This window comes from Acidithiobacillus sp., from assembly GCF_027322205.1.
Classification (GTDB): Bacteria; Pseudomonadota; Gammaproteobacteria; order Acidithiobacillales; family Acidithiobacillaceae; genus Acidithiobacillus.
In genome coordinates, this window is the sequence record NZ_DAHVHY010000005.1 from 29,301 (window position 1) to 53,235 (window position 23,935).

General features: G+C 55.6%; 20 protein-coding genes and 2 pseudogenes. 4 read left to right on the forward strand and 18 right to left on the reverse strand.

The features are described 5' to 3' along the window. Positions 1-9: 9 nt before the first annotated feature. The gene (glmS, locus tag M7F93_RS01835) at positions 10-1,854 is read left to right on the forward strand and encodes a glutamine--fructose-6-phosphate transaminase (isomerizing) (RefSeq protein ID WP_298168152.1); all 1,845 of its coding nucleotides are present in this window, start codon (positions 10-12) and stop codon (positions 1,852-1,854) included. 76 nt (positions 1,855-1,930) lie between these two features. Here the strand turns inward: glmS and M7F93_RS01840 are convergent, their stop codons facing one another. Beyond that, positions 1,931-2,182, reverse strand: coding sequence for a HepT-like ribonuclease domain-containing protein (locus tag M7F93_RS01840; protein WP_366144655.1), 252 nt, complete (start codon positions 2,180-2,182; stop codon positions 1,931-1,933). A 277-nt stretch (positions 2,183-2,459) separates the two neighbouring features. Here M7F93_RS01840 and htpG point away from each other — a divergent pair, with 277 nt between their 5' ends. The 3 genes and pseudogenes from htpG (at position 2,460) to M7F93_RS01855 (ending at position 5,680) form a co-directional block, all read left to right on the forward strand. Beyond that, positions 2,460-4,349 (forward strand): molecular chaperone HtpG, encoded by a 1,890-nt coding sequence (htpG, locus tag M7F93_RS01845; RefSeq protein ID WP_298168155.1) that lies wholly within the window; start codon positions 2,460-2,462, stop codon positions 4,347-4,349. A 126-nt stretch (positions 4,350-4,475) separates the two neighbouring features. Then, a pseudogene (locus M7F93_RS01850) lies at positions 4,476-4,681 on the forward strand (transposase); the annotation flags it as partial. Positions 4,682-5,206: 525 nt separating this feature from the next. Beyond that, positions 5,207-5,680, forward strand: coding sequence for a phosphate-starvation-inducible PsiE family protein (locus tag M7F93_RS01855; RefSeq protein WP_298168158.1), 474 nt, complete (start codon positions 5,207-5,209; stop codon positions 5,678-5,680). Positions 5,681-6,010: 330 nt separating this feature from the next. Here the strand turns inward: M7F93_RS01855 and M7F93_RS01860 are convergent, their stop codons facing one another. The 17 genes and pseudogenes from M7F93_RS01860 to M7F93_RS01935 all read right to left on the reverse strand — a co-directional run. Further along, entirely contained in the window at positions 6,011-7,495 is a 1,485-nt protein-coding gene (locus M7F93_RS01860) for a trypsin-like peptidase domain-containing protein (RefSeq protein WP_298168161.1), read from the reverse strand. Positions 7,496-7,943: 448 nt separating this feature from the next. Next, the gene (locus M7F93_RS01865; protein WP_298168166.1) at positions 7,944-8,390 is read right to left on the reverse strand and encodes an Hsp20/alpha crystallin family protein; all 447 of its coding nucleotides are present in this window, start codon (positions 8,388-8,390) and stop codon (positions 7,944-7,946) included. A 305-nt stretch (positions 8,391-8,695) separates the two neighbouring features. Next, positions 8,696-9,277 carry a tetratricopeptide repeat protein gene (locus M7F93_RS01870; RefSeq protein WP_298168168.1) on the reverse strand — a complete coding sequence of 194 codons (582 nt, stop codon included), beginning with the start codon at positions 9,275-9,277 and terminating at the stop codon, positions 8,696-8,698. A gap of 55 nt (positions 9,278-9,332) precedes the next feature. After that, the gene (locus tag M7F93_RS01875) at positions 9,333-9,968 is read right to left on the reverse strand and encodes a hypothetical protein (protein ID WP_298168171.1); all 636 of its coding nucleotides are present in this window, start codon (positions 9,966-9,968) and stop codon (positions 9,333-9,335) included. A 160-nt stretch (positions 9,969-10,128) separates the two neighbouring features. Further along, positions 10,129-10,494, reverse strand: a pseudogene (locus M7F93_RS01880) (IS1634 family transposase); the annotation flags it as partial. Positions 10,495-10,534: 40 nt separating this feature from the next. Next, positions 10,535-14,266, reverse strand: coding sequence for an AAA family ATPase (locus M7F93_RS01885; protein ID WP_298168174.1), 3,732 nt, complete (start codon positions 14,264-14,266; stop codon positions 10,535-10,537). A 126-nt stretch (positions 14,267-14,392) separates the two neighbouring features. After that, positions 14,393-15,151, reverse strand: a complete 759-nt coding sequence (locus M7F93_RS01890) for a TadE/TadG family type IV pilus assembly protein (RefSeq protein ID WP_298168177.1) — start codon at positions 15,149-15,151, stop codon at positions 14,393-14,395. Further along, complete coding sequence (locus M7F93_RS01895) at positions 15,144-15,671, reverse strand: tetratricopeptide repeat protein (RefSeq protein ID WP_298168180.1); 528 nt, start codon at positions 15,669-15,671, stop codon at positions 15,144-15,146. Before M7F93_RS01895 ends, M7F93_RS01890 begins: the two co-directional genes overlap by 8 nt. Further along, entirely contained in the window at positions 15,653-16,018 is a 366-nt protein-coding gene (locus M7F93_RS11895) for a DUF192 domain-containing protein (RefSeq protein ID WP_366144656.1), read from the reverse strand. The genes M7F93_RS01895 and M7F93_RS11895 overlap by 19 nt, the downstream gene beginning before the upstream one ends. Continuing rightward, complete coding sequence (locus tag M7F93_RS01900) at positions 16,015-16,893, reverse strand: type II secretion system F family protein (protein ID WP_298168183.1); 879 nt, start codon at positions 16,891-16,893, stop codon at positions 16,015-16,017. The genes M7F93_RS11895 and M7F93_RS01900 overlap by 4 nt, the downstream gene beginning before the upstream one ends. A gap of 37 nt (positions 16,894-16,930) precedes the next feature. Further along, complete coding sequence (locus tag M7F93_RS01905) at positions 16,931-17,779, reverse strand: type II secretion system F family protein (protein ID WP_298168186.1); 849 nt, start codon at positions 17,777-17,779, stop codon at positions 16,931-16,933. 8 nt (positions 17,780-17,787) lie between these two features. Beyond that, entirely contained in the window at positions 17,788-19,506 is a 1,719-nt protein-coding gene (locus M7F93_RS01910) for an ATPase, T2SS/T4P/T4SS family (protein ID WP_298168189.1), read from the reverse strand. Between the two features lie 15 nt (positions 19,507-19,521). Then, the gene (locus M7F93_RS01915) at positions 19,522-21,090 is read right to left on the reverse strand and encodes a type II and III secretion system protein family protein (protein WP_298168213.1); all 1,569 of its coding nucleotides are present in this window, start codon (positions 21,088-21,090) and stop codon (positions 19,522-19,524) included. Beyond that, entirely contained in the window at positions 21,087-22,121 is a 1,035-nt protein-coding gene (gene cpaB, locus M7F93_RS01920; RefSeq protein ID WP_298168214.1) for a Flp pilus assembly protein CpaB, read from the reverse strand. Before cpaB ends, M7F93_RS01915 begins: the two co-directional genes overlap by 4 nt. A gap of 10 nt (positions 22,122-22,131) precedes the next feature. Next, positions 22,132-22,335 (reverse strand): hypothetical protein, encoded by a 204-nt coding sequence (locus tag M7F93_RS01925; protein ID WP_298168217.1) that lies wholly within the window; start codon positions 22,333-22,335, stop codon positions 22,132-22,134. 10 nt (positions 22,336-22,345) lie between these two features. Continuing rightward, positions 22,346-23,044 (reverse strand): hypothetical protein, encoded by a 699-nt coding sequence (locus M7F93_RS01930; RefSeq protein ID WP_298168220.1) that lies wholly within the window; start codon positions 23,042-23,044, stop codon positions 22,346-22,348. Then, positions 23,044-23,935, reverse strand: an 892-nt coding sequence (locus M7F93_RS01935; protein WP_298168223.1) for a hypothetical protein, incomplete at its 5' end; no start/stop codon positions are given. The genes M7F93_RS01935 and M7F93_RS01930, both read right to left, overlap by 1 nt.

A 23,935-nucleotide genomic window follows, 5' to 3' on the forward strand; every position in this document is an offset into this window, starting at 1 on the left:
AGCAGGATTATGTGCGGGATTGTCGGTGGAGTGAGCCAAACAGATTTGGTTCCCATGATTCTGGAGGGCCTGCGCCGTTTGGAGTATCGCGGCTATGATTCGGCCGGCCTGGCGATCCTGCAGGAGGGGCCGCAAGGCACAGATTTGCTGCGGGTACGCAGCGTGGGGCGGGTCGCCGAGCTGACTGCCGCTGTTGCCGAGCGTGGCCTGCAGGGCGGGGTGGGCATTGGACACACGCGCTGGGCCACCCATGGCGGCGTCGCCGAATGCAATGCCCATCCCATGATCTCCCAAGAACAGATCGCTGTGGTCCATAACGGCATCATCGAGAACTTTCATGCCTTGCGCGCCCGTCTGGAAGCAGCGGGATACACCTTCACCTCCGAGACCGATACGGAGGTCATTGCGCATCTGGTACACCATTACCGGCAGACTGCGCCGGATTTATTTGCCGCAACCCGTCTGGCGGTGGGTGATCTGCGCGGCGCTTATGCCATCGCGGTAATTTCGACCCGCGACCCGGAGAGGGTGTGTGTGGCGCGGATGGGCTGCCCGCTGCTGCTGGGTATTGCCGATGACGGACATTACTTCGCCTCGGACGTGGCAGCGTTGCTACCGGTGACCCGGCGTGTACTTTATCTGGAAGATGGTGATGTGGCCTTGTTGCAGCGCCGGGCTTTGCAGATTACGGATCAGGCCGGAGTGCCGCAGCAGCGTGAAGAACATTGGAGCCAGCTCAGTGCGGCGGCTGCTGATCTAGGTCCCTACCGCCATTTTATGCAGAAAGAAATCCACGAGCAACCCCGCGCTCTGGCCGATACGCTGGAGGGCGCGCTGAACAGCCAGCTCGATCTGGCGGATCTCTGGGGTGCAGACGCCGCGGACATTTTCCGGGGTGTGGATAGTGTGCTGTTCCTGGCCTCCGGAACCAGTCACTACGCGACACTGGTGGGACGCCAATGGCTGGAAAGCATTGCCGGGATGCCGGCGCAGGCCGAGCTGGGGCACGAATATCGCTACCGGGATTCCATTCCGAACCCTCGCCAGTTGGTGGTGACCCTCTCGCAGTCTGGTGAAACGCTGGATACCTTCGAGGCCTTGCGCCGTGCCAAGGAACTCGGCCATACCCGCACGCTGGCCATCTGCAATGTCGCGGAGAGCGCCATTCCGCGGGCGTCGGCGCTGCGCTTCCTGACCCGGGCCGGCCCCGAGATCGGCGTGGCTTCGACCAAGGCGTTCACCACCCAGTTGGCGGCACTCTATCTGCTGGCCCTGTCCCTGGCCAAGGTGCAGGGGCGTCTGAACGATGTGCAGCAGGCCGATCATCTGGACGCCTTGCGGCAATTGCCGGGCAGTGTCCAGCATGCCCTGAATCTGGAGCCGCAGATTCAGGGTTGGGCGGCACGTTTTGCCAGCAAGGATCATGCGCTTTTTCTGGGGCGCGGCCTACACTACCCCATCGCGCTGGAGGGCGCGCTCAAGCTTAAGGAAATTTCCTATATCCACGCCGAGGCTTATCCGGCGGGCGAATTGAAGCATGGCCCCCTGGCCCTGGTAGATCGTGAGATGCCGGTGGTGGTGATCGCACCCAATGATCGCCTCCTCGAAAAACTGGCCGCCAATATGCAAGAAGTCCACGCCCGTGGCGGTGAACTCTATGTTTTTGCTGATTCAGACAGTCACTTTAACGCCAGTGAAAGCGTGCATGTGATGCGCTTGCCGCGTCACGCGGGCCAGCTCTCCCCCATCGTCCATGCCATCCCGGTGCAGTTGCTCGCCTATCACGCGGCGCTGGTGAAGGGGACTGATGTAGATCGACCGCGTAATCTCGCGAAGAGCGTAACGGTGGAGTGAGGGGGCTTTTGTCCGTTAACAAGAAGGATCGGGCGTTCGCACATCGGCAAGAACCAGGTGCAACCGCAAGACGTTATCACGCCCCAGACTCTCTGTATCCCAAACCACGTCGAGATTGATGTCGAAGTAACATGGGCGATGCGGTTGCGCATTCCGCGCATGCTTCGCCAAGGTATTTCTGAGTGGTCTTCCGCAAACTCTGGGTATATATGTCCATCACTTTAGTTGCGGCCTCACCGATGATGATGAGATTCATAATAACGGCTTGCTGAGTGCGCTTGTCATTTATGAAATCGATTTTACCCAGCCCTTCCAAAGCTACAAGCATCAGTCGCCGCTTGTTTTATATGATCAAGGTAGTCAGGAAGTTGGTTCTCGCTCATACCGGTCGCGCTTCCTCAAGCACTTTGGCGCGGAACTTCAGCGGCAAGTCTGCGGGCGTCAGCAGATCGACGTGGTCGATCCTCTCGCGATGAAACCCCATCAGCGACTGCTTTGGATGAGGCACCAGCGGTCTTGATTTTTTCTTTAGCAGGCACCACTTTCAGTCTGCTTACATTCAACCGTTCGCTCTCTGCGCGAACCCAGTTAATTCAGGAGAGATAATGACCGCCAGCAAGGAAACCATGCAATTTCAAACCGAGATCAATCAGCTATTGCAGTTGATGATCCATTCGCTTTACTCCAACAAAGAGATTTTTCTGCGCGAGTTGATCTCCAATGCCTCTGACGCTTGCGACAAGCTACGTTTCGAGGCATTGGCCGACCCCGCCCTCTTGACAGGTGACAGCGAACTCAAGGTCGAGGTGGACTTCGATTCCGAGGCCGGCACCATTACCGTGCGAGACAACGGTATTGGCATGAACCGCGACGAGGTGATTGCTAATATCGGCACTATCGCCAAATCCGGAACGCGAGAGTTCTTTGAGCGCCTCAGCGGCGATCAGACCAAAGACGCCAAGCTGATCGGCCAGTTCGGGGTCGGTTTTTATTCGGCATTCATCGTTGCAGATCGCGTCAGCCTGAACACGCGTCGCGCCGGTATGGAGGCCGAGCATGGTGTTCGCTGGGAGTCGGACGGTACCGGAACCTACACTCTGGAAACCCTGGATCTGCCCGCGCGGGGCACCGAAATCGTCTTGCACTTGCGCGCGGAAGAACGCCAGGACTTGCTCAGCGCCTGGCGCTTACGCAGCATCATTAACAAGTATTCAGATCACATTCCCCTGTCGATCCGTATGCGCAAAATGGGCGAAGATGGCAAGCTTGGTGACGAATGGGAAACGGTCAATAAGGCCTCAGCTCTCTGGCAACGATCCAAGTCCGAGATCAGCGACGACGAGTACAAGGAGTTTTATCGCTACGTCAGCCACGACTATGGCGACCCTCTGACCTGGAGCCACAACCATGTTGAAGGACGACTGGAATACACTTCCTTACTCTTCATTCCTGCCAAAGCACCCTTTGACCTCTGGGATCACAACCATTCCCACGGTATCAAGCTCTATGTGCAGCGCGTCTTCATCATGGACGATGCCGAGCAGCTCCTTCCCCGCTACCTGCGCTTTGTGCGTGGTGTGATCGATTCCAGCGATTTGCCTCTTAACGTCTCCCGCGAGATTCTGCAGGGTAACCGAGTCATTGATCAGATGCGCTCCGGTTCGGTGAAACGAATACTGAGTCTCCTGGAGGAAATGGCCGAGAAGGAGCCCGAAAAGTATCAGACGTTTTGGAATGAATTCGGACGGGCACTCAAGGAAGGTCCGGGTGAGGATTACAGCAACCGCGAACAGATCGCCAAGCTGCTACGCTTCGCCAGCACCCACACGGACACGGACACGCAAAATGTATCGCTGGCCGATTACCTCGCGCGTATGGCCGAGGGTCAGGACAAAATTTACTACATCACTGCAGACTCCTTCCTTGCCGCCAAAAACAGCCCGCAGTTGGAGTTGCTGCGCAAAAAGGGCATCGAAGTATTGCTGCTCAGCGATCGCGTAGATGAATGGCTGACCAGCCATCTGCCCGAATTTGAGGGTAAGGCACTGGCATCCGTCGCCAAAGGTGCACTTGACCTGGGCGCCATCGAAACCGAAGAAGAACGCAAATCGCAGGAAGAAACGGAAAAAGGTGCTGAGGGTTTGGTGGAACGCATCAAAAACGCCTTGGGCGAGCGGGTGGAGGCTGTGCGCGTCTCCCACCGTCTGACCAGCTCTCCGGCCTGTATCGTCCTGGGCGAGCGGGACATGGCCCTGTACATGCAGCAATTGCTCAAGCAGGCCGGCCACGAAGTATCCAGCACCAAACCTGTCCTGGAGATCAACCCCACCCATCCCATGCTGGCACGCATAGAAGGCGAAAAAGACGATACCCGCTTCGCCGAATGGTCAGCACTGCTGCTGGATCAGGCGATTCTGGCTGAAGGGGGACAATTAGAAGATCCTGCCGGTTTCGTCGCTCGCATCAATCAGTTGATGCTTGCGCTGGCAGGCTGAGCTTGCTTAAGCAAAAACAGGAAATCCCCCGGCTTTGCCGGGGTGACAATAGGTGCTGGACATGTAGTGGAGTCCATCGGAGAACCGACGTTGCGAGCCGCCAAGCACAGGACGAAGGAGGTACCGATGGACGAGGGATTGAGCCTAAGGCACAGCAGGTGGGAGTGCAAATGTCACATAGTGTTTATTCCGATGTCCCGGCATAAGGAAAGCCGGATAGAAGTGGACATCTGATGGTGGACCATGTCCATACGCTGATTTCGATTCCGCCGAAATATGCGGTGTCGAGTGTGGTGGGATATATCAAGGGTAAGAGCGCGATTCATATTGCGCATTCCGGCGATCGTGGGCAGTGATTCAGCTGATGGTCGGCAGCCGCTGCCAACCTGCCACTGGAAGTAAAGATCACCCCGAAGGGGCAGAAAATCTGCGAGACGCCAGGATGAAACATTTTTGTAACTCAATACCGATTACACCATCAAGAAGTTGCTCATCCCCGATGGCTCTTGAAAAAATATATTCAAGACTCCAACTCCAGTTGTAACTGGTCAATCTGGTTCACAAAAGAAGATGCATCCTGATTGCTTAGGTATGGCATGGGGATGGCGTTACTTTGAGTAATGCTGGATGACCCCCTGGGAGTTGATTATGTATAAAAAGTATATAGGGCTTATAATCATGTGGACATCCGCCATGATGGGTATCGATTTCACCATTTCTGGCCTGTCGTGGCCGAAGAACTACCCGATTACATCCAGCGTTCTTCTGTCTTTAATAATATTACAGGTGATAAATGTCTATGTATTGCATATCAAAAATCATAATAATGGCCGCAACTGAACATTGAGGATCACGAGATGAAGCACAAGTGGTTCTTTGAAAAGCTACGCACGGACTGGTCCGTTCTTACCTTTTATGAGCGTTTTGAGCAGCTTGTTTCAGCGGCTATATCGCTAATGGTTATGATTGTCATTGTGATAGCTTTTGGGAGGGTGATATCCACCATTGCGAAGCTGCCTGTAACCACATTAGCTGATATACATGGCCATGATTTTTCGATTATTTTCGGCTCTATAATGAGCTTGCTGATTGCATTGGAGTTCAATCATACCATTTTCCATTCTATTCAACACAGGGGACAAATAGTTCGCGTTAAAACGGTTGTTCTCATCGCTATATTGGTCATAGCCAGGGAGTTTATTTTGCTGGATACCGAAACAATGCATGGCGATACTATCTTCGCTTATGCCGTTTCCGCACTGTGTCTTGGGGTGGTCTACTATATTCTCGATGTGAGAGAGCGGTTGAATGACGATGGAGAAAGAAGATAAAAGATATAAAAACGTTCTGGTGTGGCTGGCAGGTCTCACCACTTTATTTCGTGTCGCCGTAAATTTGCCCATCTTGCGGTATAAAAATTTCAGATAGTTATCCTTGTGAGGACTGTCTGTTGCATGCGAACGTTGGTAATGTGAGTAGCCTGGAATTGGGGACCCCCGTCAGAATGGTCGGCGTGACCACTAGCCACGTACCAATCCCCATCTTTTTCAGCAACCACCCACGGCCCCGTACGCAGCTCAACACCGTTATGCTCTTTCAGACCGCGTAATGCCCGCTATCCAGGCTATTTGATTCACACCATAGGCATCCAACTTTCTTGACTATTGTGCCGGAAGCGTAATCACAACAAAAATGCTCGCATGGTGATTACGAACCTGCATGGAAATCGGCGTATTCGCCGGGAGAACCTTCACCAGATGGGCCAATTGCTCCGGGCTGGTTACCCGCTGTTGGTTGATGGACAAAATCGCCATCCCGCTCTGTAGGCCGATAAAAGATGCTGGCCCCGGATAGACGGCCTGGATCAACACGCCGTGATGCACTCCCAGCTTCTGCTGCTCCTTTGGTCGCAAGGTACCCACGCGCAACCCCAGACGTCGAATGTCTATGCTCTGTTGATTGGCGGCCATCAGCATCTTATGCGGCATACCACCTACCTGGACCCGCAAGGTTTTGGATTTTCCATGATCGATGATCCCGATGGCTATGGTTTTCCCTGGCGAGGTATCCCCCACCAACGGGGGCAGCGTGCCGACGTTATAGATAGGACGGTGATCGTAGGCTACGATGACCTCCCCGGATTTCAGACCCGCCTTAGCAGCGGGGCTGGAGGGCACAACCTGCGCGATCAATGCGCCCACCGGCTCCGGAAGATGCAATGCCTGCGCCATTTGTGGCGTCACCGACTGAATCTCGACGCCCAGCCAACCAAATTTTACTTTCTGATGGCGCTCGAACGCATGAACGGCTCGCATCGCGGTATCAATCGGGATGCTGAAGGATAATCCCATGTAGCCACCATCGTTGGTATATATCTGATCATTGATCCCGACGACTTGCCCACGCATATTAAAAATGGGGCCGCCAGAGTTCCCTGGGTTGATGGGTACGTCGCTTTGAATGAATGGAATGTATTCATCATCATGCGGCAATGAACGGTCGATGGCCCCAACCACACCCTGTGTTACCGTATTGTAGAATCCAAAGGGCATGCCTATGGCCAGAAGCCATTGACCGACTTTGAGGTTCTTCGAATTCCCCAGTTGCACGACCGGGAGATTGCGGGCATGGATTTTCAGCAGTGCCGTGTCATAGTGCACAGACAAACCCACCACCTTGGCGTGGTAGGCATGATGGTTGGTCAGGGTCACCACAATATGATGCATGCCTCTCACGACATGTCCCGCCGTGACGATGTAACCGTTGTGAGAGATGATGAATCCCGACCCGAGTGCCTTAGTCATTTCCTTTTCCGGGGGCGTGTAATTTGGCAGTCCATGAAAGAAACCAAAAAACGGCGAGTTCTGAGGAAATGGATTGAAAAACCCCTGATGCCCGTGGATTATTTTGGTCGCAGAGTCGCTTATTTTGACGATAGCGTTGCCATACTTTTTCACAATCGGTGTGAAGTCTGCAATGTGCACCATCCGTGCTGATGCAGCCGCTTGCTTGGGCGATGGCAGGGGCGTTATTGCATGATCAGATTGTCCAAAGACCCAGTCGGTCGCCCCTAACCCAAATCCCAGTGCAAGAGCGACAGCCAGAGACACGATGTAGCGAGGTTTTTTCCACTGAATTTTTTTCATGGTGCATCTCCTTTATGTACCACTCAACGCGCGATCAGGTACGAGAGCCGTGATCTGTTTATCCGCGCCGGGGGGCCTGTTTTTTCGGCCGCAAATTCGGCGCACTTGCTGAAGGTCTATAGATCTGGCATCCGGGCACGAGATAATCCGGATTGATATGCTGTTCCCTGGCCTGTTGTGGGGTTCTGCACATGTATATCTCCCCAGCATCGTGCGCTAGATTATTCAACGGCTGAGCTATTGCCTCGACGGAATGGGATAAGTAGAAAACAAGGGCAGATAACAGCATTATTTTTATGATCATTTTAAGTGCCTTCAGAGACCCAATCATCTGGATCAATTCCAGTACTAAACACCTCATTTCCGGCATTTTTTGTCATCCACTTCAAGAGAGTGGTGGGAGGCGTGAGGCTTCGTGCGAATGCACGAAGCCTCATCCTAAAAACGATCAGGAAATCGCAATCTTCTTGCGTCTGGCCGCTTCTGTTTTGGGCAGCGTCAACTCTAAAACGCCGTCTTTGTACATAGCTTTTGTTTTTTCGCCGTCAACATCCGCAGGAAGTTGCACAGTGCGCGAAAACTCCCCGTAACGACGTTCCCGGTAGATATAGTTCCCTTCTTCCCGATCACTGCCTTCTTCCTTGATGCCGCTGATGTAGACCTGATTCCCATGTACCTGGACATCCAGCCTCTCCTTGTCTACACCGGCAATCTCTGCCTTCAATACAAAAGCGTCGTCGTGGTCAAGGACATCGATATGTGCGATATGGGGTTGCGCGGCCTGTCGGGTAATGAATGGAGAGAACACACCCGGCCATACCGTCTCCATGAGGCTTTCCAAAGGCTCTACCTGGCGAACATCCCTAACCGCAGACCGTGAAACTTCTTTTGCCATTTTACACCTCCTTAATATGCGTCAATAAACACCAGCCAAGCGCCTGCACGCCTGGATTCCGGTACACCAAGTTATGGGTGCGGGTTCAGATGATTTCAAGGGGGAGATTGAAACTTTTAACAGCCCATTTGAAACTGAACAGGAGGGGCAGCACGTCTTATCTATAGGAGGGGTAACAGGACAACAGCTATCAGGCATCATCAAGGAATGAATACAGGCAGATCGATCGACATTTGTCATGAAACAAGCAATGGGCACTGCATCATCCCCCCATTCTTTTTGTGGCGCAGCGTGAAGAAGCGGCGTTAATGCCGGTGGCTGTCTTTTGCAGATTGCCGCCACCAGTACACCGCCTTCGGAATATTCTGCGAGATACCTTCGCCAAAGTTATAGGCAAAAGCGAGGTTGAAGGCACCTTTGGCATTGCCCGCATGCGCAGCTTTGCGAAACCAGTGCACCGCCTCCCGGCGATTCTTTTTGACCCCTTTATTGCCATGAAAATAGCGATCTCCCAACGCATTGGCGGCAGCAGGATCACCTGCTGCCGCCAATTGCCGCAAGTGTTGCATATCGCATTGTGACAGGGTACGCGGTGCATACTGTACATGAATGGACGTTTGTGCAGAGGGCCTGGCGAAATCCATCAGCCTGGATTCAGTATGTCCAGAAAAGTGTCGGGCTGTTCCAATTCCGGCAAAGGCGGGGGAGGTGAGGGTGGCGGCCAGGATGGCCAGAACGGCGACTCGATAAGTACGCGACTGTATCCTTCCCCGACGCCCGGTGATCAAGAAAGATGGCCCCGTCATGTGGGGCCTGATCCGCAGGAGCAACGGACCCACGGCGGCAGACGCCTGGTTGTCGTAAGGAGACCGAGAAGGGGCGGCCATCGTCCGCTGCCAGTGTTGAGACTCCGCTGGCTGGTCTTGGGGTGTCTTTCCGAGGTCAAACGGGGACCTTGGGCGCGGCCTGCTGAGTAGGTGCCTTATGGTTCCAGCGTACGCTGAGCACCTGGTGTCCGGGCATCTCGGTGATTGGCAGGGGCGGAGCCTCATGGGGTCCTATTGCCGGTAGTGTCGGAGATACTGTTCGCTGGACACCCGCTGGGGGCGCTGCGGGGATCAGGACCTGCATGGGCAGACCTAACTGTGGCATCGTCAGTGGACTGAATGCCATCTGCTGCATCATGCGCTGCATTTGTGCCACTTCGCGATCCATGGAGACCTGCATGGATCGCATTTGCTGCAGATCGTTCTCCACTATGGCGCGTGCCCGCACCGTGGAAAGGCTGTTATCGGTAATCCGCACCCTGCCGGGTTGCATGCCGCTGTCCCAGGTGACCGTTTGTATGCGCATTATCCCACCCGGAAAATGGATCACCCGGCTCTGTGCTGAGGCGGGGATGGCATGGCCATTGACCCAGATGTGAATGATGGGGGTTTCTACAGGGTGCCGAACGGGTCGGCCCGGGCTTGTTGTGGCGTGGGCCAGCGTCACTGCGGCGGAGCCTAAAATGACTGCTGTTGCGAAAGCCGGTATTTTTTTGCGTTTAGTTGAGTTCTTCGTCGGTTCACACTTCATGGTATTCCTCCTCACTTCAATCAATACAGATAACCACCAAAAGAGGTCAGAGAACCCGCAACCTATGCTATAGACCGCTCGAAATCGGTGTGGGTTCCCAGCCTTTTGATCAGCTAGAACTCTATACCCAGACCGACGTCCCCGCAGAGTATGTTGGGGGCGCCCGTATCCGCTCAGGAAGCCGGTGATAAACCGGACCGATCTCCAGTTCGGATTTGAGCACCTTGAAGCCCCGCTCGATATCGGCGAGAGATTTGTAGCGCGCGACGATTCCTTCGGGGGATAGATCCTGCATTGCTCACGAGCAGGAACTTGCCATCCATACGTTCCGCCAGCGTCCGAGCGCTTTCGTCGATGTCGTAGTTAAACTGCTGTGCGGCCATGTCGACATGGATGATGCGCGACAAATGCGTCTCGCAGACGGCATGGTAGAAGCGTGCCTTGGCACCGCTGTTGTCGGAGAGTTTGTGTCCCCGATGTTTCTCTTGCCGTCGTCCTGGTCATCCAGTTTGCCCGCCCACTGGTCTCCTGTGGGCAGTATAAATCTATCGTGGCGCAGCTACCGCTTATCCTGTACCCGAAGAAACTGCGGCCGTTCTTTTTGGTCGGGAACTTTCAAAACCACCATTCACTTTCAATAAAGCCATGTCGGCCAACCGCGAGAAAAAAGGAACGCCGCATTTCTGCACTTTGCGTAGGCATCGCACGGCCCTTTTCCCATCCTGTGGCTGGACATGATTCAAATACCAGTTGGCCTCCTGGAGCAACAGGTGCCAAGTCATAAGGAACGATGCGGTTTTATTCGCTATTTTCCTAGATTCCACTAAATCAGCTAAAAATAAATCGCTACCAGCAGATAGCAAGGCAGCGGATTTTACGATAGACAGGAAGGCTAGGCCGCTAGGCCAGATGTTTCTTATGCAATCAATACCGGACTGCATTTTTTGTAGGTGGATAGATTGATTTGATTCATCTTCAAGAATACCCAACCAGCCGCGAAATACCTGACTATAGGCAAACCACATGACCAACGACTCCCGGTTACAGATTTCTTCAATACGAAGCAGACTATTCTTCGCAGCAGCGGTAGAATTACCGAAGAAATCCAGCGCAAGCTGCATGGCAGAAACGTAGGCCACACTGGCTTCCATGCCGGAAGTATCTGCCAGATTGCGCGCATAGGCGATTTCTTCCCTACTTTCTTCCGGTCGGCACAAGAGTAATAATACCAGCGCTTTGTAGCAATGAAGGCTGATCTCCAAGTTCTCTCCGAACATGGAAATGCTCAAGTGGCTATATTCCTCTTTCCAATGTTTCTGTCCTTCTGAAAATAGCTGGTACGCCTCTTCCACACTCCCCTGCCAGGCGAGGGATACCCCTTTTGCAAATCTCCCAACGGTAAGGCCAAATCCATTATCAGGACAGTGCTGGGCACAAGACAATAGCTTCTCTGCTGCCGATATGGCCTGATACATATCGCCGGAACTAAAGATTTGTAACCAGATGCCCCATAATGCAGCATAGTAGGGTCTTCCACCTATTTTGTACTGTGCGCAAAGAGCGAGAATATGAGCAAAACTGGATCGTGCCGCCTCGCACGCATACCCATCATCCATCACTGAAACTATGGCAAAATCGTGATGCAAATGTATCTCATCCCTCCATGGCTCCGATCTTTCCCCATGATCGCAAAAATTACGGATCGCCTTGGCAAGATATTCCTTCGCTTCCTTGAAAGCATACAGTTGCATCGCACGGTGGCCTGCACGTTGCCAAAATGGAACTGCGGCTGCGATATTTCCGCCCAATTCGAAATGTTCTGCAATCATTTCTGGGTAAACACCGCCTTCCAGGTTGTCGACCAAAAATTGGGCAACGTCAAGGTGCATCTTTTTGCGCTTTTCTGGTGGTATTCCGGAATATATGGCGTCACGATATAGTTCATGATAGAATTCAAACCCATGCGCGCCCCTGATCATGATATAATTATCGAAAAGGACTGGAATCAGTTCCTCGACCAAATAACCGCTATCGGCACATATCAACGAAAGCAGCTTCTCGCTACAAAGGGGTCCCAATACCGAAGCAAACTGCGCAACCGATAACGCCTCACCCAGAATCTCTAGGCGAGCCAGGATGACATCCATGATTTCACTTGAAATTGTTGTCGGATTGGCATTGCTTTCTTTTAATTGTGACGATGTCTGCTGAGATAAGACTCTAACAAAGAGCGGGATACCGCAACTGCGCTGCGCCACATCCAGATACCACTCCTCCGTACGGTCAGGTTTGATTGAAGCGGCCATCCTTGCGGCATTAGCTTTAGATAAGGGACTGAGATTTATTTCTTTGCAGTTTGGCCAATTGGTGGTGGTTAGTGCGAAAGTTGTTCGTGCCGTAATAATCACCAGAACCGGTAGCACTGCTAATTTTTCCATCAGCAGGCTCATCAGTTCCAGCGAGGCATGATCAGCCCAATGCAGATCTTCAATGGCAATCACGCGGGGAAGCGATCCAAGTCCGGCAGCCAAAATCTCCAGAATGCTTTCATACAAGATTTCTTTATGCCCATCTGTAGCGTCTACGGAAAGATTTTCTTGCCCTCCGATATCGAGCCAACGCACCCAAAGATCTACGGTTAATGAGTCGTTTATTCCATATTCTCCGAGCAGTCGCGCAATCTCTATTTTATTGATCCGGGTGCTAAAATTTACTTCTAAAAGATCACGAACGACATCGGCTACAGGAGATAAGATGATTTTCGAATATTCCGGCAAGCACTGATAGGTCCGCCATGAAACATCACCTGCCACTTTACGAAAATCTTCAAGCAAGTGGCTTTTCCCTATTCCTGCATCGCCGCGAATCAGCATAACCGCACCTATTCCGGTCCGCTGCACGATTCGCCATTTGTTCACCAGCGTTTGCAATTCCACATCGCGCCCCACAGTTGGAACTGCTGCACGGCGCGGTGATTTCCGCGAATCGAGAACCTTATAGAACCCCATCGCCCCCTCCGGCGCTTGCCAAACACCAGCAAACCGGGTTGAAAACGCATTGTCCAACCGATCCAGAGTCGCGATGGAGACAAGGATTTCTCCGTTGCTGTGTCCAGCAATGGATCGAGCAATAGCTGGGACCTCTCCGATCAGATCCTGCTGCCCGCCCGGGCAGGCCATCATGATTCCGCTATGCACGCCGACACGTAATGTTTTGTTGCGGATGCTCTGCCCAATGATAGAGAATGCAAGAGCGACAGCGCGTCTTGCACCATCATCCATGCCACAAAAGCGGATCTCCATGGCCCCATCGGGAGCAACCTGTAGCCTCCCTGCAAAGCGCGTCGTAGCCGCCTGAATGGTGGGATAGAAATGCACAAAAACCCTTTCGAGGGTTACTCCTCTATCATCTTCTTGCCCGAGGATAGGCAGTAATACAAGAACACTAACGGGAATCTGCCGGAAGGTGGCGGGAGCGCCGGTAGGGGGCAAAGCTGGCGACAGGCCTTTGTAGGTAGAAACCAATCTTTGCCGCAGATTTTGTACCATAGGCCCTGGACGTCGGCCCTGCGATTCGATGACCCTGCGCTGAAATAGATCGTATTGCGCCAACGCGGCATGGACATTATCCCGGCTCAAAACTCGCATCATGGCAAGATTGGCATTGTCGCTAAATGGGGAAAACGCAACCCACCGGTTGGCCACCTGGAGAGCCATGGCGGACCTGCCTTCCTGTTCGTACTTGCAAACCAGAAAATCCATAGTTGCTTCCACGCGATTGGAAATCTCGTCATTCCTACGCCGCCGCCAAAGCAACCATGCTCCTTCCGGCTCTTGTTCACCCATCAGAAACGGGCCGGACAGCAACGATTCTACCCTTTGCCAGCTCAACTCCTCGCCAGCAGTCGCAAGTTCGTCGGTATCCAGCAAGATCCGATCCGGTGCAAGCCCTATGAAATGGCGATCGCCGATGATCGTCTTCTCGGCAATGGGTCCCAAGGCAATACGCAACTGGTAGACTGCCTGCCGCAAGCGGGTGCGCGTTATCTCCGAATCGATATTCGGCCACAACAGCTTGGCTATGCCATCCCGCCTCTGCATGTTACGCTCCAAGGCCAAATAGGCGAGCAGCAACCTGCTGGATTGGAGCGCCAAGGGCTGAATATTGCCGTTCACAATCAGCCTAACCGGACCAATGACACATACTTTCACTAACGTGCCTTTGCGTGACTGTAATTTATTGATCTTTTTGGAGGGCATCACAGACCTTTTTAAAACGACATTATCATCGTATTGCATAACGGCGTAAAACTGCTATGGTAGAAAACGTGATCATGGCTATAGTATGATGGCATTCGTACCAAAGTATGGATCAGACTGGCACCTCCGCGGAGATAACGAGTAGCTCTGGCATCGTGCTCGCCATCAGGTACAGGAAGATGTATTATTCTTGCTTTGAATGGCCGGCGACTGCATGAGCATCGTGGAATTGGCTACCAGCGGTATTCCCCCATTCGCATAGCACGCCGCTTGCCAAGCTCCGCCAACGCTGATTGCACCATTTGCCGCCAACGATTTTATCGTAGTATTGATCAAAGGCACGATCAAATGGTAACAATAGTTTACGCGTATCTTGAGCAGGTTGGCGTCCTGAATGTCCTCACCCGAGCTGGCTCCCACCGTGGTAGGCTGGTACAGTAGACGGGCATTGGGTATTTCCGTTACGTTGCCGCCCCCCGCATTACCCGATGGCACGCTGACACCGAAATCGCTAAATGCCGCCGAACCGGGATTCAGCACCTGAATACAGGCCGTCCCTGGCGTATAGACAGCCGCAAGCGCGCTCGCCTGGGCCACTCCCGCCATGGTTACTCCCGTACCAAAGCTCGTATTCTGGTAGAGTGGTGCCAGACCGCTGGCCAGGCCCTCCTTCATGGAGGTTGAACTGGCGTTGTTCAGCGTCCCCTCGCGATCAGCGTAAAAGGCTGCCTGGTTCAAGGTGGATTTGGCCATAAAGACCAGGGCAAACTGGAAAGCGCCAAGGATGAGCAGCAGCAAAACCGGCAGGACGACAATAAACTCCGCCATCGCCTGCCCAGCGTGCCCGGCTCCTGGGTCCTCTAGGGTGCTCCTCCTTGACGAGGAGGTGTGGTTCCGCAGGGGCACTGCAGGCAAGTCACTCACGAGGCGCTCCTACCCGTTTCTCTGTACCTGATTTATTCGCGTTCGCGGGCGGCGACAACCGCCATGAGGCGGCGGCCTTCCCGTCGATATCGAGCACGGGCAGCTTTTCCATACCATCGAGCAATTTCTCGATCAGCACCTTGTTGGGATCTCCGGGAGCTGTGCTCTGATAGGCCTGGATCAGAACGGCCCAGGCCTGCCGCAGGCGCAAGACACCCATGTTGTAAAACACTGTAGCATTCCCCGGGGTGATTTCGATGGCCCGCCGGTAGGCGGCAATGGCCTTTTCAGGCTGTTTGGAGAGCACATAGAGATTTCCTAGTCTTTCCCAGATCTTGGGATCGTCCGGTGACCGGGACGCGAGCGCCTCGTAATCATTCAAGGCTGGGCCCATCTGCCCAGCCGCATAGGCTGCATTGGCCTTCTGATTGAGGGTCAACAGCGGTTTGCTCTGCATCTCGGCGCATCCCGAGAGCGATAAAAAAACCAGAGTTGCTGCAGCTATTGCCCGCTTTTGCATGAGACCTCCTCCCATCTCAACAATCTGCCCGCTGCAAAACCCAGCCGGTCAGCCTCTCCACCCGCCATCTCAAGGGTGAAACGCGCACCCAGTGCGGCGGTAAAGCGCCATGGAGAAAGCACGTGTACCACCTTGACCACTCGCCAGAGCCGGTTGATAAAAACCACGTCCAGCGCATATGACATTCCCATGGTGTGAACCGAGTTGCAGGGGGCGATCAGCAAACCTTGGCCGCGACCTGGTGCCGGGCTGCCGAGCAGACCGCGCGTGCGTTCCCACGCAGTTTCGGTCCTCCTCACGGTCACCGCCAGACCGCCATCTTCCGTATGGAGCGATCCGCACTTCACAGCAATCCCTGCTGCTTGATCATCATGACAATGGGAAAGGCCAGCACGATAAACGTCGTCGGAAAAATGAACAGCACGAGTGGCAACATCAGCTTGACGGGTGCCTCCATCGCCAGCTTTTCCGCACGCTGAAAGCGCTCCATGCGCCGCCTTTCCGCCTGCATGCGCAAGACTTTGCCGATGCTGGCCCCAACCTGCTCGGCCTGGATGATGGAAGACACTACCGAGCTGACTTCCGGAATCTTCAGACGAGCGTCCATACGGCGTAGGGAATCCGCCCGTGACAGCCCCGCACGCAAGTCACGCAGAACCAGAAAGAACTCCTGGCGCATCGGCCCAACAGGCCCCTTTTCCACAGTCTGGGCCAACGCCCCCGAGAAGTTGGTGCCAGCCTCTACAGCCAAAACGATATAATCGAGGAACATCGGTAACGCCTTGAGAATGTCTTTCTTGCGACTGTTGTAGCGACCGTTCAGCCACATGACCGGGTAGACAAAGCCCAATATCCCGACCATCGTCGCGAGAAACAGTCCCGTTGAGCCTAACGGTCTGGTCCCGAGCCAGATCAGCACAAAAGCCGCTGTAGCGGCGATGAAGCGGATGGCATAGAACTCTTCGGCGTTCATCATGTAATTGGCGCCGGACCGGGCCAGCATGCGATGGGCACTTTCGAGCCACGGAGCAGGCATGCGGCCACCCGCATAGTAGGCGACAAAGCGTGTCAAAGGCCAAATGAAACGCAACAGTGGAGGTAACGGGTCGAGATAACCCCGCTCATCATCAGGAACCTCCCAGTGCAGACCGGAAAATGCCCATATCACCAAGATTACGGTCAGAGCCACTGCCAAACCGATGCCGATGTAGTACCATATCATCGCCGAACCCCTTTCAACTTATTATTTTTACTCATTATTATACGTCTATGCTGGTGATCTTGCGGATGCCGATGTAACCCATGAACTCCATGGCGGCAATCAGGGTGAGCACCCCCCAACCCGTCACGCTGTGAAACAGGGGATGCATGGCGACCGGCTGCAACTGGGTGAGCACCAGCATCAGCAGGATAGGCAGGCCGGACATCACCACGCCCTGAATCTTGCCCTGCGCTGTCAAGCTCTTGATTTTTCCTTCCGTCTGCATCTTCGTGTACAGCGTTTCCGCCAGCGATTCCAGCATGTCCGCCAAATTGCCGCCGACCTCCCTGGCAATGCGCAACCCCGCGGAAAAGAGCATGAACTCCTGAATGGGCAGGCGCCGCTCCATATCCCTCACCGCATCTTCAAAGCTGGCCCCCAGCCGCTGGGAACGAATGAGCATGGCGAACTCCTGGCTCAAGGGAGCCTTGCTCTCATTCACCAGATTTTCCATGGCGACCGCCAGGCTGGACCCCGCCCGTAGCGAACTGGACAGCATCATCAGCGCGTCCGGGAACTGCGAAATGAACTGATCCAGGCGTTTTTGGCGCACCCTCGCCACGATCCACTTCGGCGCAAAGATCGGCAGCAACACGCTGGCGGTGGTGAATATCGGGTTGGAGGTAATGATCCATACCAATACCGGAACAAACAGGAATGCGGCAAAGTTGACATAGGTCAGCTTTTCAAAATCGACGAAGATGAAGAGGTCCTCCAGTTCTCTGTAGGTACCCTCCTTGATGCGCTTCTCTTGCCATTTCGCGCTCTTTCCGAGGACTTGCATGAAAATCACGGCGAAAAACAGAATGGCGCCGAACATGACCCCGCCGATCAAATAGATATGCATACCGCGGCTCATAGTCTCATCCCCCCGCTTTTATTGCCCTGGAAGATGCTGCGATCCACGTCGATTCCGCGTTTGGCCAGATCTTCGTAAAACTCCGGTATCGCCCCGGTCGCGATAAAATCGCCCTGGATTTTACCATCGGAACCATAGCCCTTTTGATTGAAGAGGAAGATATCCTGGAGCTGAATGGTGCCATTCTCCATGCCCGTCACTTCCGTGATATAGGTGACCTTGCGGCTGCCACAGGAAAATCTGGTCTGCTGGACGATCAGCTGTACTGCGGAGGAGATCTGCTGGCGAATGGCCTGCAGGGGCAACTCCATCCCGGCCATCAGCACCATCACTTCCAGACGGGACAGCGTATCGCGGGGCATATTGGCGTGGACGGTGGTCAGCGAACCATCGTGACCGGTATTCATGGCCTGCAACATATCCAGGGCCTCGCCGCCGCGACACTCGCCAACGACGATGCGGTCTGGGCGCATGCGCAGGCTGTTGCGCACCAAATCGCGGATCGTTACGGCCCCCTGTCCCTCCACATTGGGCGGCCGCGCCTCCATGGATACCAGGTTGGGCTGATAAAGGCGCAGTTCCGCCGCGTCCTCGATCGTCACCAGACGCTCGTGGCCGGGAATGAAATTGGACATGATGTTGAGCAGGGTGGTTTTGCCTGATCCGGTACCGCCAGAGATCACGATGTTGCGGCGTTGCTCCACGGCAAGGCGCAGAAACTCTATCATCGGTTTGCTTGCGGAATTGTAGCGGACCAGATCCTCGTCCGTCATCCGGTTTTTGGCGAACTTACGGATGGTGATGCACGGCCCCTTGAGTGCCAATGGCGGGATGATGGCGTTGACGCGGGAACCGTCCTTTAAACGTCCGTCCACCATCGGCGAGCTTTCATCAATACGCCGCCCAAGGGGCGCAATGATGCGTTCGATGGCCGACAACACGCTCTTGTCGCTGGAAAACAGGATTTCGGACGGCGTTAGGCGACCGCTCTTTTCGACAAAGATCTCGTCATACTTGTTGACCATGATTTCCGTGATACCGTCGTCGGCAAGGAGCACTTCCAGCGGTCCAAGACCGACCGCTTCGTGGAGAGCGGCCTGTACCAACCGCTCCCGGTCGCCGTCTTTTGCCAATGACGGGTCCTCGTTGATGATCTCTTCGATCAGCTCTTTCGTCCGCTGGCGCAATTCCAGTTCGGTCATCTTCGTGGTATCGATGCGCCGAAAATCCATGCGTGATATCAGGCGCTCCTGAACGATGCGGAGGGTGGCGAACTGATGATGGTCACGCGAGACCTGCGGCGCCGCCCCAGCCGCAGCGCCGTCGCTGGAGGAGGTCCCGCCCGCCACCACAACCGGAGTGGCCACCACTTCCCCCACTGGAGACGGCGCTTCTCGGGGGGCATCCACTTCGGTCGTTTTATTGAGCACCTCCACCGTCAGCAGATAACTGCCGATCTCCACGATGTCGCTGGGCCGCAACGGACCCGTGGTGCCGCTGATGCGGTTGCCGTTGACCTTCACGCCGAAGGCGCTGGCTTCATCCTTGACGAACATCGCCGATTCATCCTGAAAGAAGGTGGCGTGCTTCCGCGCCACCTGCCATCCCTGCAGGACCACCAGATTCTCGTCCGACTTCCCCACCGAGCAGCTATTGGCAGCGCAATTGACCTGCTCGCTTTTCCCGCGGGAGTTGGTGTTGTTGATTCGAAACATGCCCTACCTCCTGGGTCAGGATTGAGTCTTGAGCGGGATGGTCGTCTGCACCGTTACAGGCGGCGTTTTTGCCATGGAGGTAGCGGCGGGTCCTGCTTTCCCTGCGTCCGGGGCCGCCGGACTCGGCGCCGCGGGCGTCTTCCCAAGCTGCGATCCATCCGCTTTTCCCACCCCGGCCGGAAGCAGGTGGCTGCCTGGTCCCACGCCGAAGCCCGGCATGTAGATCCCCTTGCCCGCCGTTGCATTGAACTGGTGCATGAGCTGCGTGCCCCGCAGTACCGCTTCCTGGTTCACGACAGAGTTGGGATTGAAGATCACCGGCGTGACGAAGATCACCAACTCGCTCCTGCTCGCCTGGAAGTTGTTGTTCTTGAACAGATACCCGAGGATTGGAATATCGGAGATCCAGGGGAACTTGGTCAGCGTTGACGAGCCTACGGAATGGATCAGTCCGGAGAGTACGATGGTCTGACCGCTGTGCACATTCACCACCGATGTGGTTTTGCGCGTCAGGAAGCCCGGATAGCCGTTGACTGTCACAGTGGGGTCGATCTGGCTCACTTCCGTGGAAATGCTGGCCAGCACGTTGCCCTGGGCATCAGCCTCCGGCTTGATGTCGAGCTGTACGCCATACTTTTTATAGAGCACCGAGGTCTGGCCGAGGGCGCTGCTAATGGGAATGGGCACTTCGCCGCCAGCGAGGAAGGTCGCATTGCCGCCGCTGCGTGTACTGAGCTGCGGATTGGCGAGGATATATGCATCACCGCTCTGGACCGCCAGATTGATCGTCGAGGTCAGCGTCGAAACGAGGCCGAGATAACTCGCAAACGGGTTCACGGTCAGCGGCAGGCCCTGCAAAGGTCCGGCCGGACCGTTCAGCGTATTGCTTTGCAATCCGCCCTGGGTCACGTCCCCCAATCGATACGTACTGTTATGTACGAAGTCACCCACCAGCCCGACCGCCGGTCCGGCGATGCCTTGTTGCCACTGGATGCCCAAGTTGTGCAGCGCATTTTTCTTGAAATCCACCACCTGCACATCCAGATAGACCATGCGCCGCATCCCGACACTGTCTGACCTGACCATATCGGTGACACCGGGGAAGGTCTTGGCGATATCGGCCACCCGCTTGCTTTCCGTTGGATCGAGGCTGCCCGACAGGACGACCCTCCCGCCCTCCTGATCGATATGCAGGCCCGGCACGCCATGAAGTACCGCCGCCACCTGCCGGTAGCTTTGCCCAGTATCATCACCAGTGACGAAAACATGGTAGGCCTGCAGTTCATTTGTTTTGGACCACACGTATAAATCGGTAGTGCCCGTACCGGTGGCCAGCAAAACGATTTGACTCTTCAAGGTCTTGACCCCGATGATCTTGCCATTGCCAATGGCAACCCGGGTGACCCCTTCGGCTGGCAGGACCTTTACTTGCCCATCGTAAAGCTGCAGCGTGTGGCGCACCATGGGGACCTGGGTAACCGGAGAGAGTCCTCCTTGGGCTGCCAGAGCCGGCTGCATGCCGACCATGGCGCCGGAGACAGCGAAGGCAACAGCTCGAAACCGTGTGTTTATTTTGTTGATCATTGCATTCCCTTTTGCATTTGCGCGGCAGCGGACTGGTCGAGATGGAGAATGGATTGGAGACCGGAAACGGCTTTTTTCATCGCGTTCCTCTGCTTGCTGGCACTATCTTGGGTGGCGCTGGCTGGGGCGGCGCTATCGCTTGGCACACCGGCGCCCATGCCTTCGGTCTGGCTGGCCACATTGCCGCTGCCACCACCGATGATGTACTGCACCGTAGCTTCGGAATCCCCTCCGGCGGTGCCGCCATTGCTCAGCGTGGCCTCTGAAAGTGATGGAATCTGGGGCGCATCAGCGGGCACGGCGTGCGGGCTCAAAACAATCCGCAACTGGCCGGCCTGTTGCGCCAGCGCCAGTTGGGCCGCCTGATCGGGGGTCACCTGCAAGGTAATGTTGCCATAGCTATCCAGCGCTGTTTGCGCCTCCAGCACGTTGTTGTCATGCACCAGCAGCGGCGTGAACTTGGTATTCTGTCCCGTGGCCAGAACCAGGGCGCGATGGAGGAGGGGGATCAGGCTACCGGCGTTTCCCGAGCCGCCGTTGCCCGTCTTGACCAGTAGCACGTCCACGCGATCGCCTGGACGTATCAAGCCGGCGAGGGCATTGACGCCGCCCACGTCGATGGTGATGGCGCGCATGTCCGTGGGCAGGGTGCTGGCAAAATCCCCGTTATAGGGTTTGGCGAAGTCTTCCGCGAGCAGCGGACGCCCCGCTTCCACCGGATGGGTCAGGATGCGGCCGGCATATCTGCCCCAACGGGCGACCGTAATGGTGCTGGAATAAATGAGATCGCGCGGCACCGGTCGGATCGCCATGTTTTTATTGGTGGCCACGGTGCCGGCATGGACATTGGCGGTGGGCACCACCACATCCACCATGTTCGCGCTCAACTTGGTCTGCAGCTCCGTTTTGAACTGGTGTTCACGGTTTTGCAGGTAATGCACCGTCAGAAACGCGGCGGCACCGGCAAGCAGAACGGCGATAATGAGCATTACCGTAAAACGGTTTAGCCGTGGTAGGTTAGGGAGACGCATAGCGATCCTTTCAAGGCAAAGAAATGATGTAAGAGTAATTCTGCCAGTAGGTCTTCAGGGCAGTGGCGAGCTGATCAATGGGCGAGGGACTTCCCGCCGAAATGGAAACGAGCACGATGATGGCGAAGATCAGCACGATGATGTATTCGACCATTGCCTGTCCTTGCTGAGAGGAGCGGCCAGAGAATCTACGGAGTTGCATCAGGATTCGCATGGGGGTCCTCTTAACGCCGTACCTTGGTGATCAGCAGAGTGGAGCCGAAGATGGCGGGTTCGACGACGATGCTGACTGTCTGCGCCCCCTTCTGAAACATCATGGCCACCGCTCCGTGGGACATGGGCGGGTGGTTGGCGATTTGCCGCGACCAGCCCTGATGCACCAGGGTGCGCAGATAAAAATCTGCGTTCTGCTGCACCGTCTCGCGATTGCCCAGATACCAGGTGTGGCCGATCTTGCCGCCGTCGTTGCTGGCCATATCGTTGATGACCTTGGTGCCGCTCGGTGCCGGGAAGGAAGGTTGGCCGGGCATCCCCTGCGCCTCGCCGGGCAAGGAGACGCCCACCAGCCCTTCGGTACCGCTTCCCTGGGCCTGGACCTGCACCGTGTAGAAACAGGAGCCGTCACGATGCGCCACCACCTGCCAGGGACCGACCCGATACTGCACATAGGCGGGGTGCCCGTTGACCACCCAGCGATGCCGGTAAAAATCCAGTACGGCAGCCGGTGGCAGCCGGTTCGCCATGGCCAGGATGCTCATGGGTGTACCATTCATGGCCACCTGCTGCGCCACCACCGTCAGTTTCGTCCCGGTCGGGAAGGGCGGCCGGGCGCAGTTGACCGCGGGCACCTGGCCGGCGGCGGCCAGACCGGAAAAGTCCAGGCAGCCAATGCCCATCAGGAGAAGCAATGATCGCATCGCCATCACGCCGGGCCGCTGCTACTGCTGGTCGTGGTGGTCACGGTGGAGCCCGTGACATTGCCATTGGTGATGATCGGCGTAATGGTCACGACCATGGTTTCCGTCGTCTGCTGGTTGGCATAAACGTGCTGCTGGGTGAAGGTAGCGGTAGCCCCGCCCGTTCCATAGGCCGCCCAGTTCGCGGGGAGCCAGAGGGGATTTGCCACCGGGACCTGCGTCCACGCCGGCGTGCTCGTGGTCAGCGAACTCGTCAGGCTGTTGGCGGTGGCGGAAACGTCCTGCGTGCTTTGCGTGGTCGTCTTTTGTGCTCCCGGATTCTGGGGGGATGATCCACCGGCGGAGATGGTGATGGGGATATCGGTGCCTCCTGGCGTGGTGAATACCAGATGAATGTTGCCCTGGGCATCGGTGGTTTTCGACTGGAGCGTGTCGCCGGCCTTCGTCATCTCGGTGATGACCGTCTGGGCCTGCTGCGCCGGGGTCGCGTTCCCCGACGACGAACCGCCGCTGCCGCCCTGATAGTTGGCGAGGCGGTCGGCGGGCACTTCGTTGGGGTCGTTGGTCAGGATCTTGCCGATATCCAGCCCCGAGAGGTCGGGTATGCCGTATTTCAGGACCGACAATGCACTATTGACGAAGCTGAGCTTGCTCAGCGGGACGAGACTGGAAATCTGGTTGTAAACGTATTTGCTGTTGCTCTGCGGGCTGGGCGCGCTCTCGGCATCGCTCAGGAGCACATCCGTGGAAGTGAAGGGCAGGGCGAGTTGATCGAAGTCCCCGGCGCCGGAGGCCAACCAGCCCTGGTCACGGGTGGCGGTGGGGGGCTGGGTGTTGGCCGACACTGTGGCGGCGATGAGGCCGTTGTAATCCCACTGGAATCCGGCGAGTCCGGCC

Bases quoted from the DNA above. Each gene is read 5' to 3' on its own strand.
- M7F93_RS01905 (WP_298168186.1), bottom strand. From the start codon at position 17,779: ATGCATATCTATTTGATCGGCGGGGTCATGTTCGGCGCCATTCTGTTT.
- M7F93_RS01930 (WP_298168220.1), bottom strand. From the start codon at position 23,044: ATGGCGATGCGATCATTGCTTCTCCTGATGGGCATTGGCTGCCTGGAC.
- htpG (WP_298168155.1), top strand. From the start codon at position 2,460: ATGACCGCCAGCAAGGAAACCATGCAATTTCAAACCGAGATCAATCAG.
- M7F93_RS01875 (WP_298168171.1), bottom strand. From the start codon at position 9,968: ATGAAGTGTGAACCGACGAAGAACTCAACTAAACGCAAAAAAATACCG.
- cpaB (WP_298168214.1), bottom strand. From the start codon at position 22,121: ATGCGTCTCCCTAACCTACCACGGCTAAACCGTTTTACGGTAATGCTC.
- M7F93_RS01855 (WP_298168158.1), top strand. From the start codon at position 5,207: ATGAAGCACAAGTGGTTCTTTGAAAAGCTACGCACGGACTGGTCCGTT.
- M7F93_RS01865 (WP_298168166.1), bottom strand. From the start codon at position 8,390: ATGGCAAAAGAAGTTTCACGGTCTGCGGTTAGGGATGTTCGCCAGGTA.
- M7F93_RS01915 (WP_298168213.1), bottom strand. From the start codon at position 21,090: ATGATCAACAAAATAAACACACGGTTTCGAGCTGTTGCCTTCGCTGTC.
- M7F93_RS01860 (WP_298168161.1), bottom strand. From the start codon at position 7,495: ATGAAAAAAATTCAGTGGAAAAAACCTCGCTACATCGTGTCTCTGGCT.
- M7F93_RS01900 (WP_298168183.1), bottom strand. From the start codon at position 16,893: ATGATATGGTACTACATCGGCATCGGTTTGGCAGTGGCTCTGACCGTA.
- M7F93_RS01895 (WP_298168180.1), bottom strand. From the start codon at position 15,671: ATGCAAAAGCGGGCAATAGCTGCAGCAACTCTGGTTTTTTTATCGCTC.
- glmS (WP_298168152.1), top strand. From the start codon at position 10: ATGTGCGGGATTGTCGGTGGAGTGAGCCAAACAGATTTGGTTCCCATG.
- M7F93_RS01910 (WP_298168189.1), bottom strand. From the start codon at position 19,506: ATGTTTCGAATCAACAACACCAACTCCCGCGGGAAAAGCGAGCAGGTC.
- M7F93_RS01885 (WP_298168174.1), bottom strand. From the start codon at position 14,266: ATGCAATACGATGATAATGTCGTTTTAAAAAGGTCTGTGATGCCCTCC.
- M7F93_RS01840 (WP_366144655.1), bottom strand. From the start codon at position 2,182: ATGCTTGTAGCTTTGGAAGGGCTGGGTAAAATCGATTTCATAAATGAC.
- M7F93_RS01925 (WP_298168217.1), bottom strand. From the start codon at position 22,335: ATGCGAATCCTGATGCAACTCCGTAGATTCTCTGGCCGCTCCTCTCAG.
- M7F93_RS01870 (WP_298168168.1), bottom strand. From the start codon at position 9,277: ATGGCCGCCCCTTCTCGGTCTCCTTACGACAACCAGGCGTCTGCCGCC.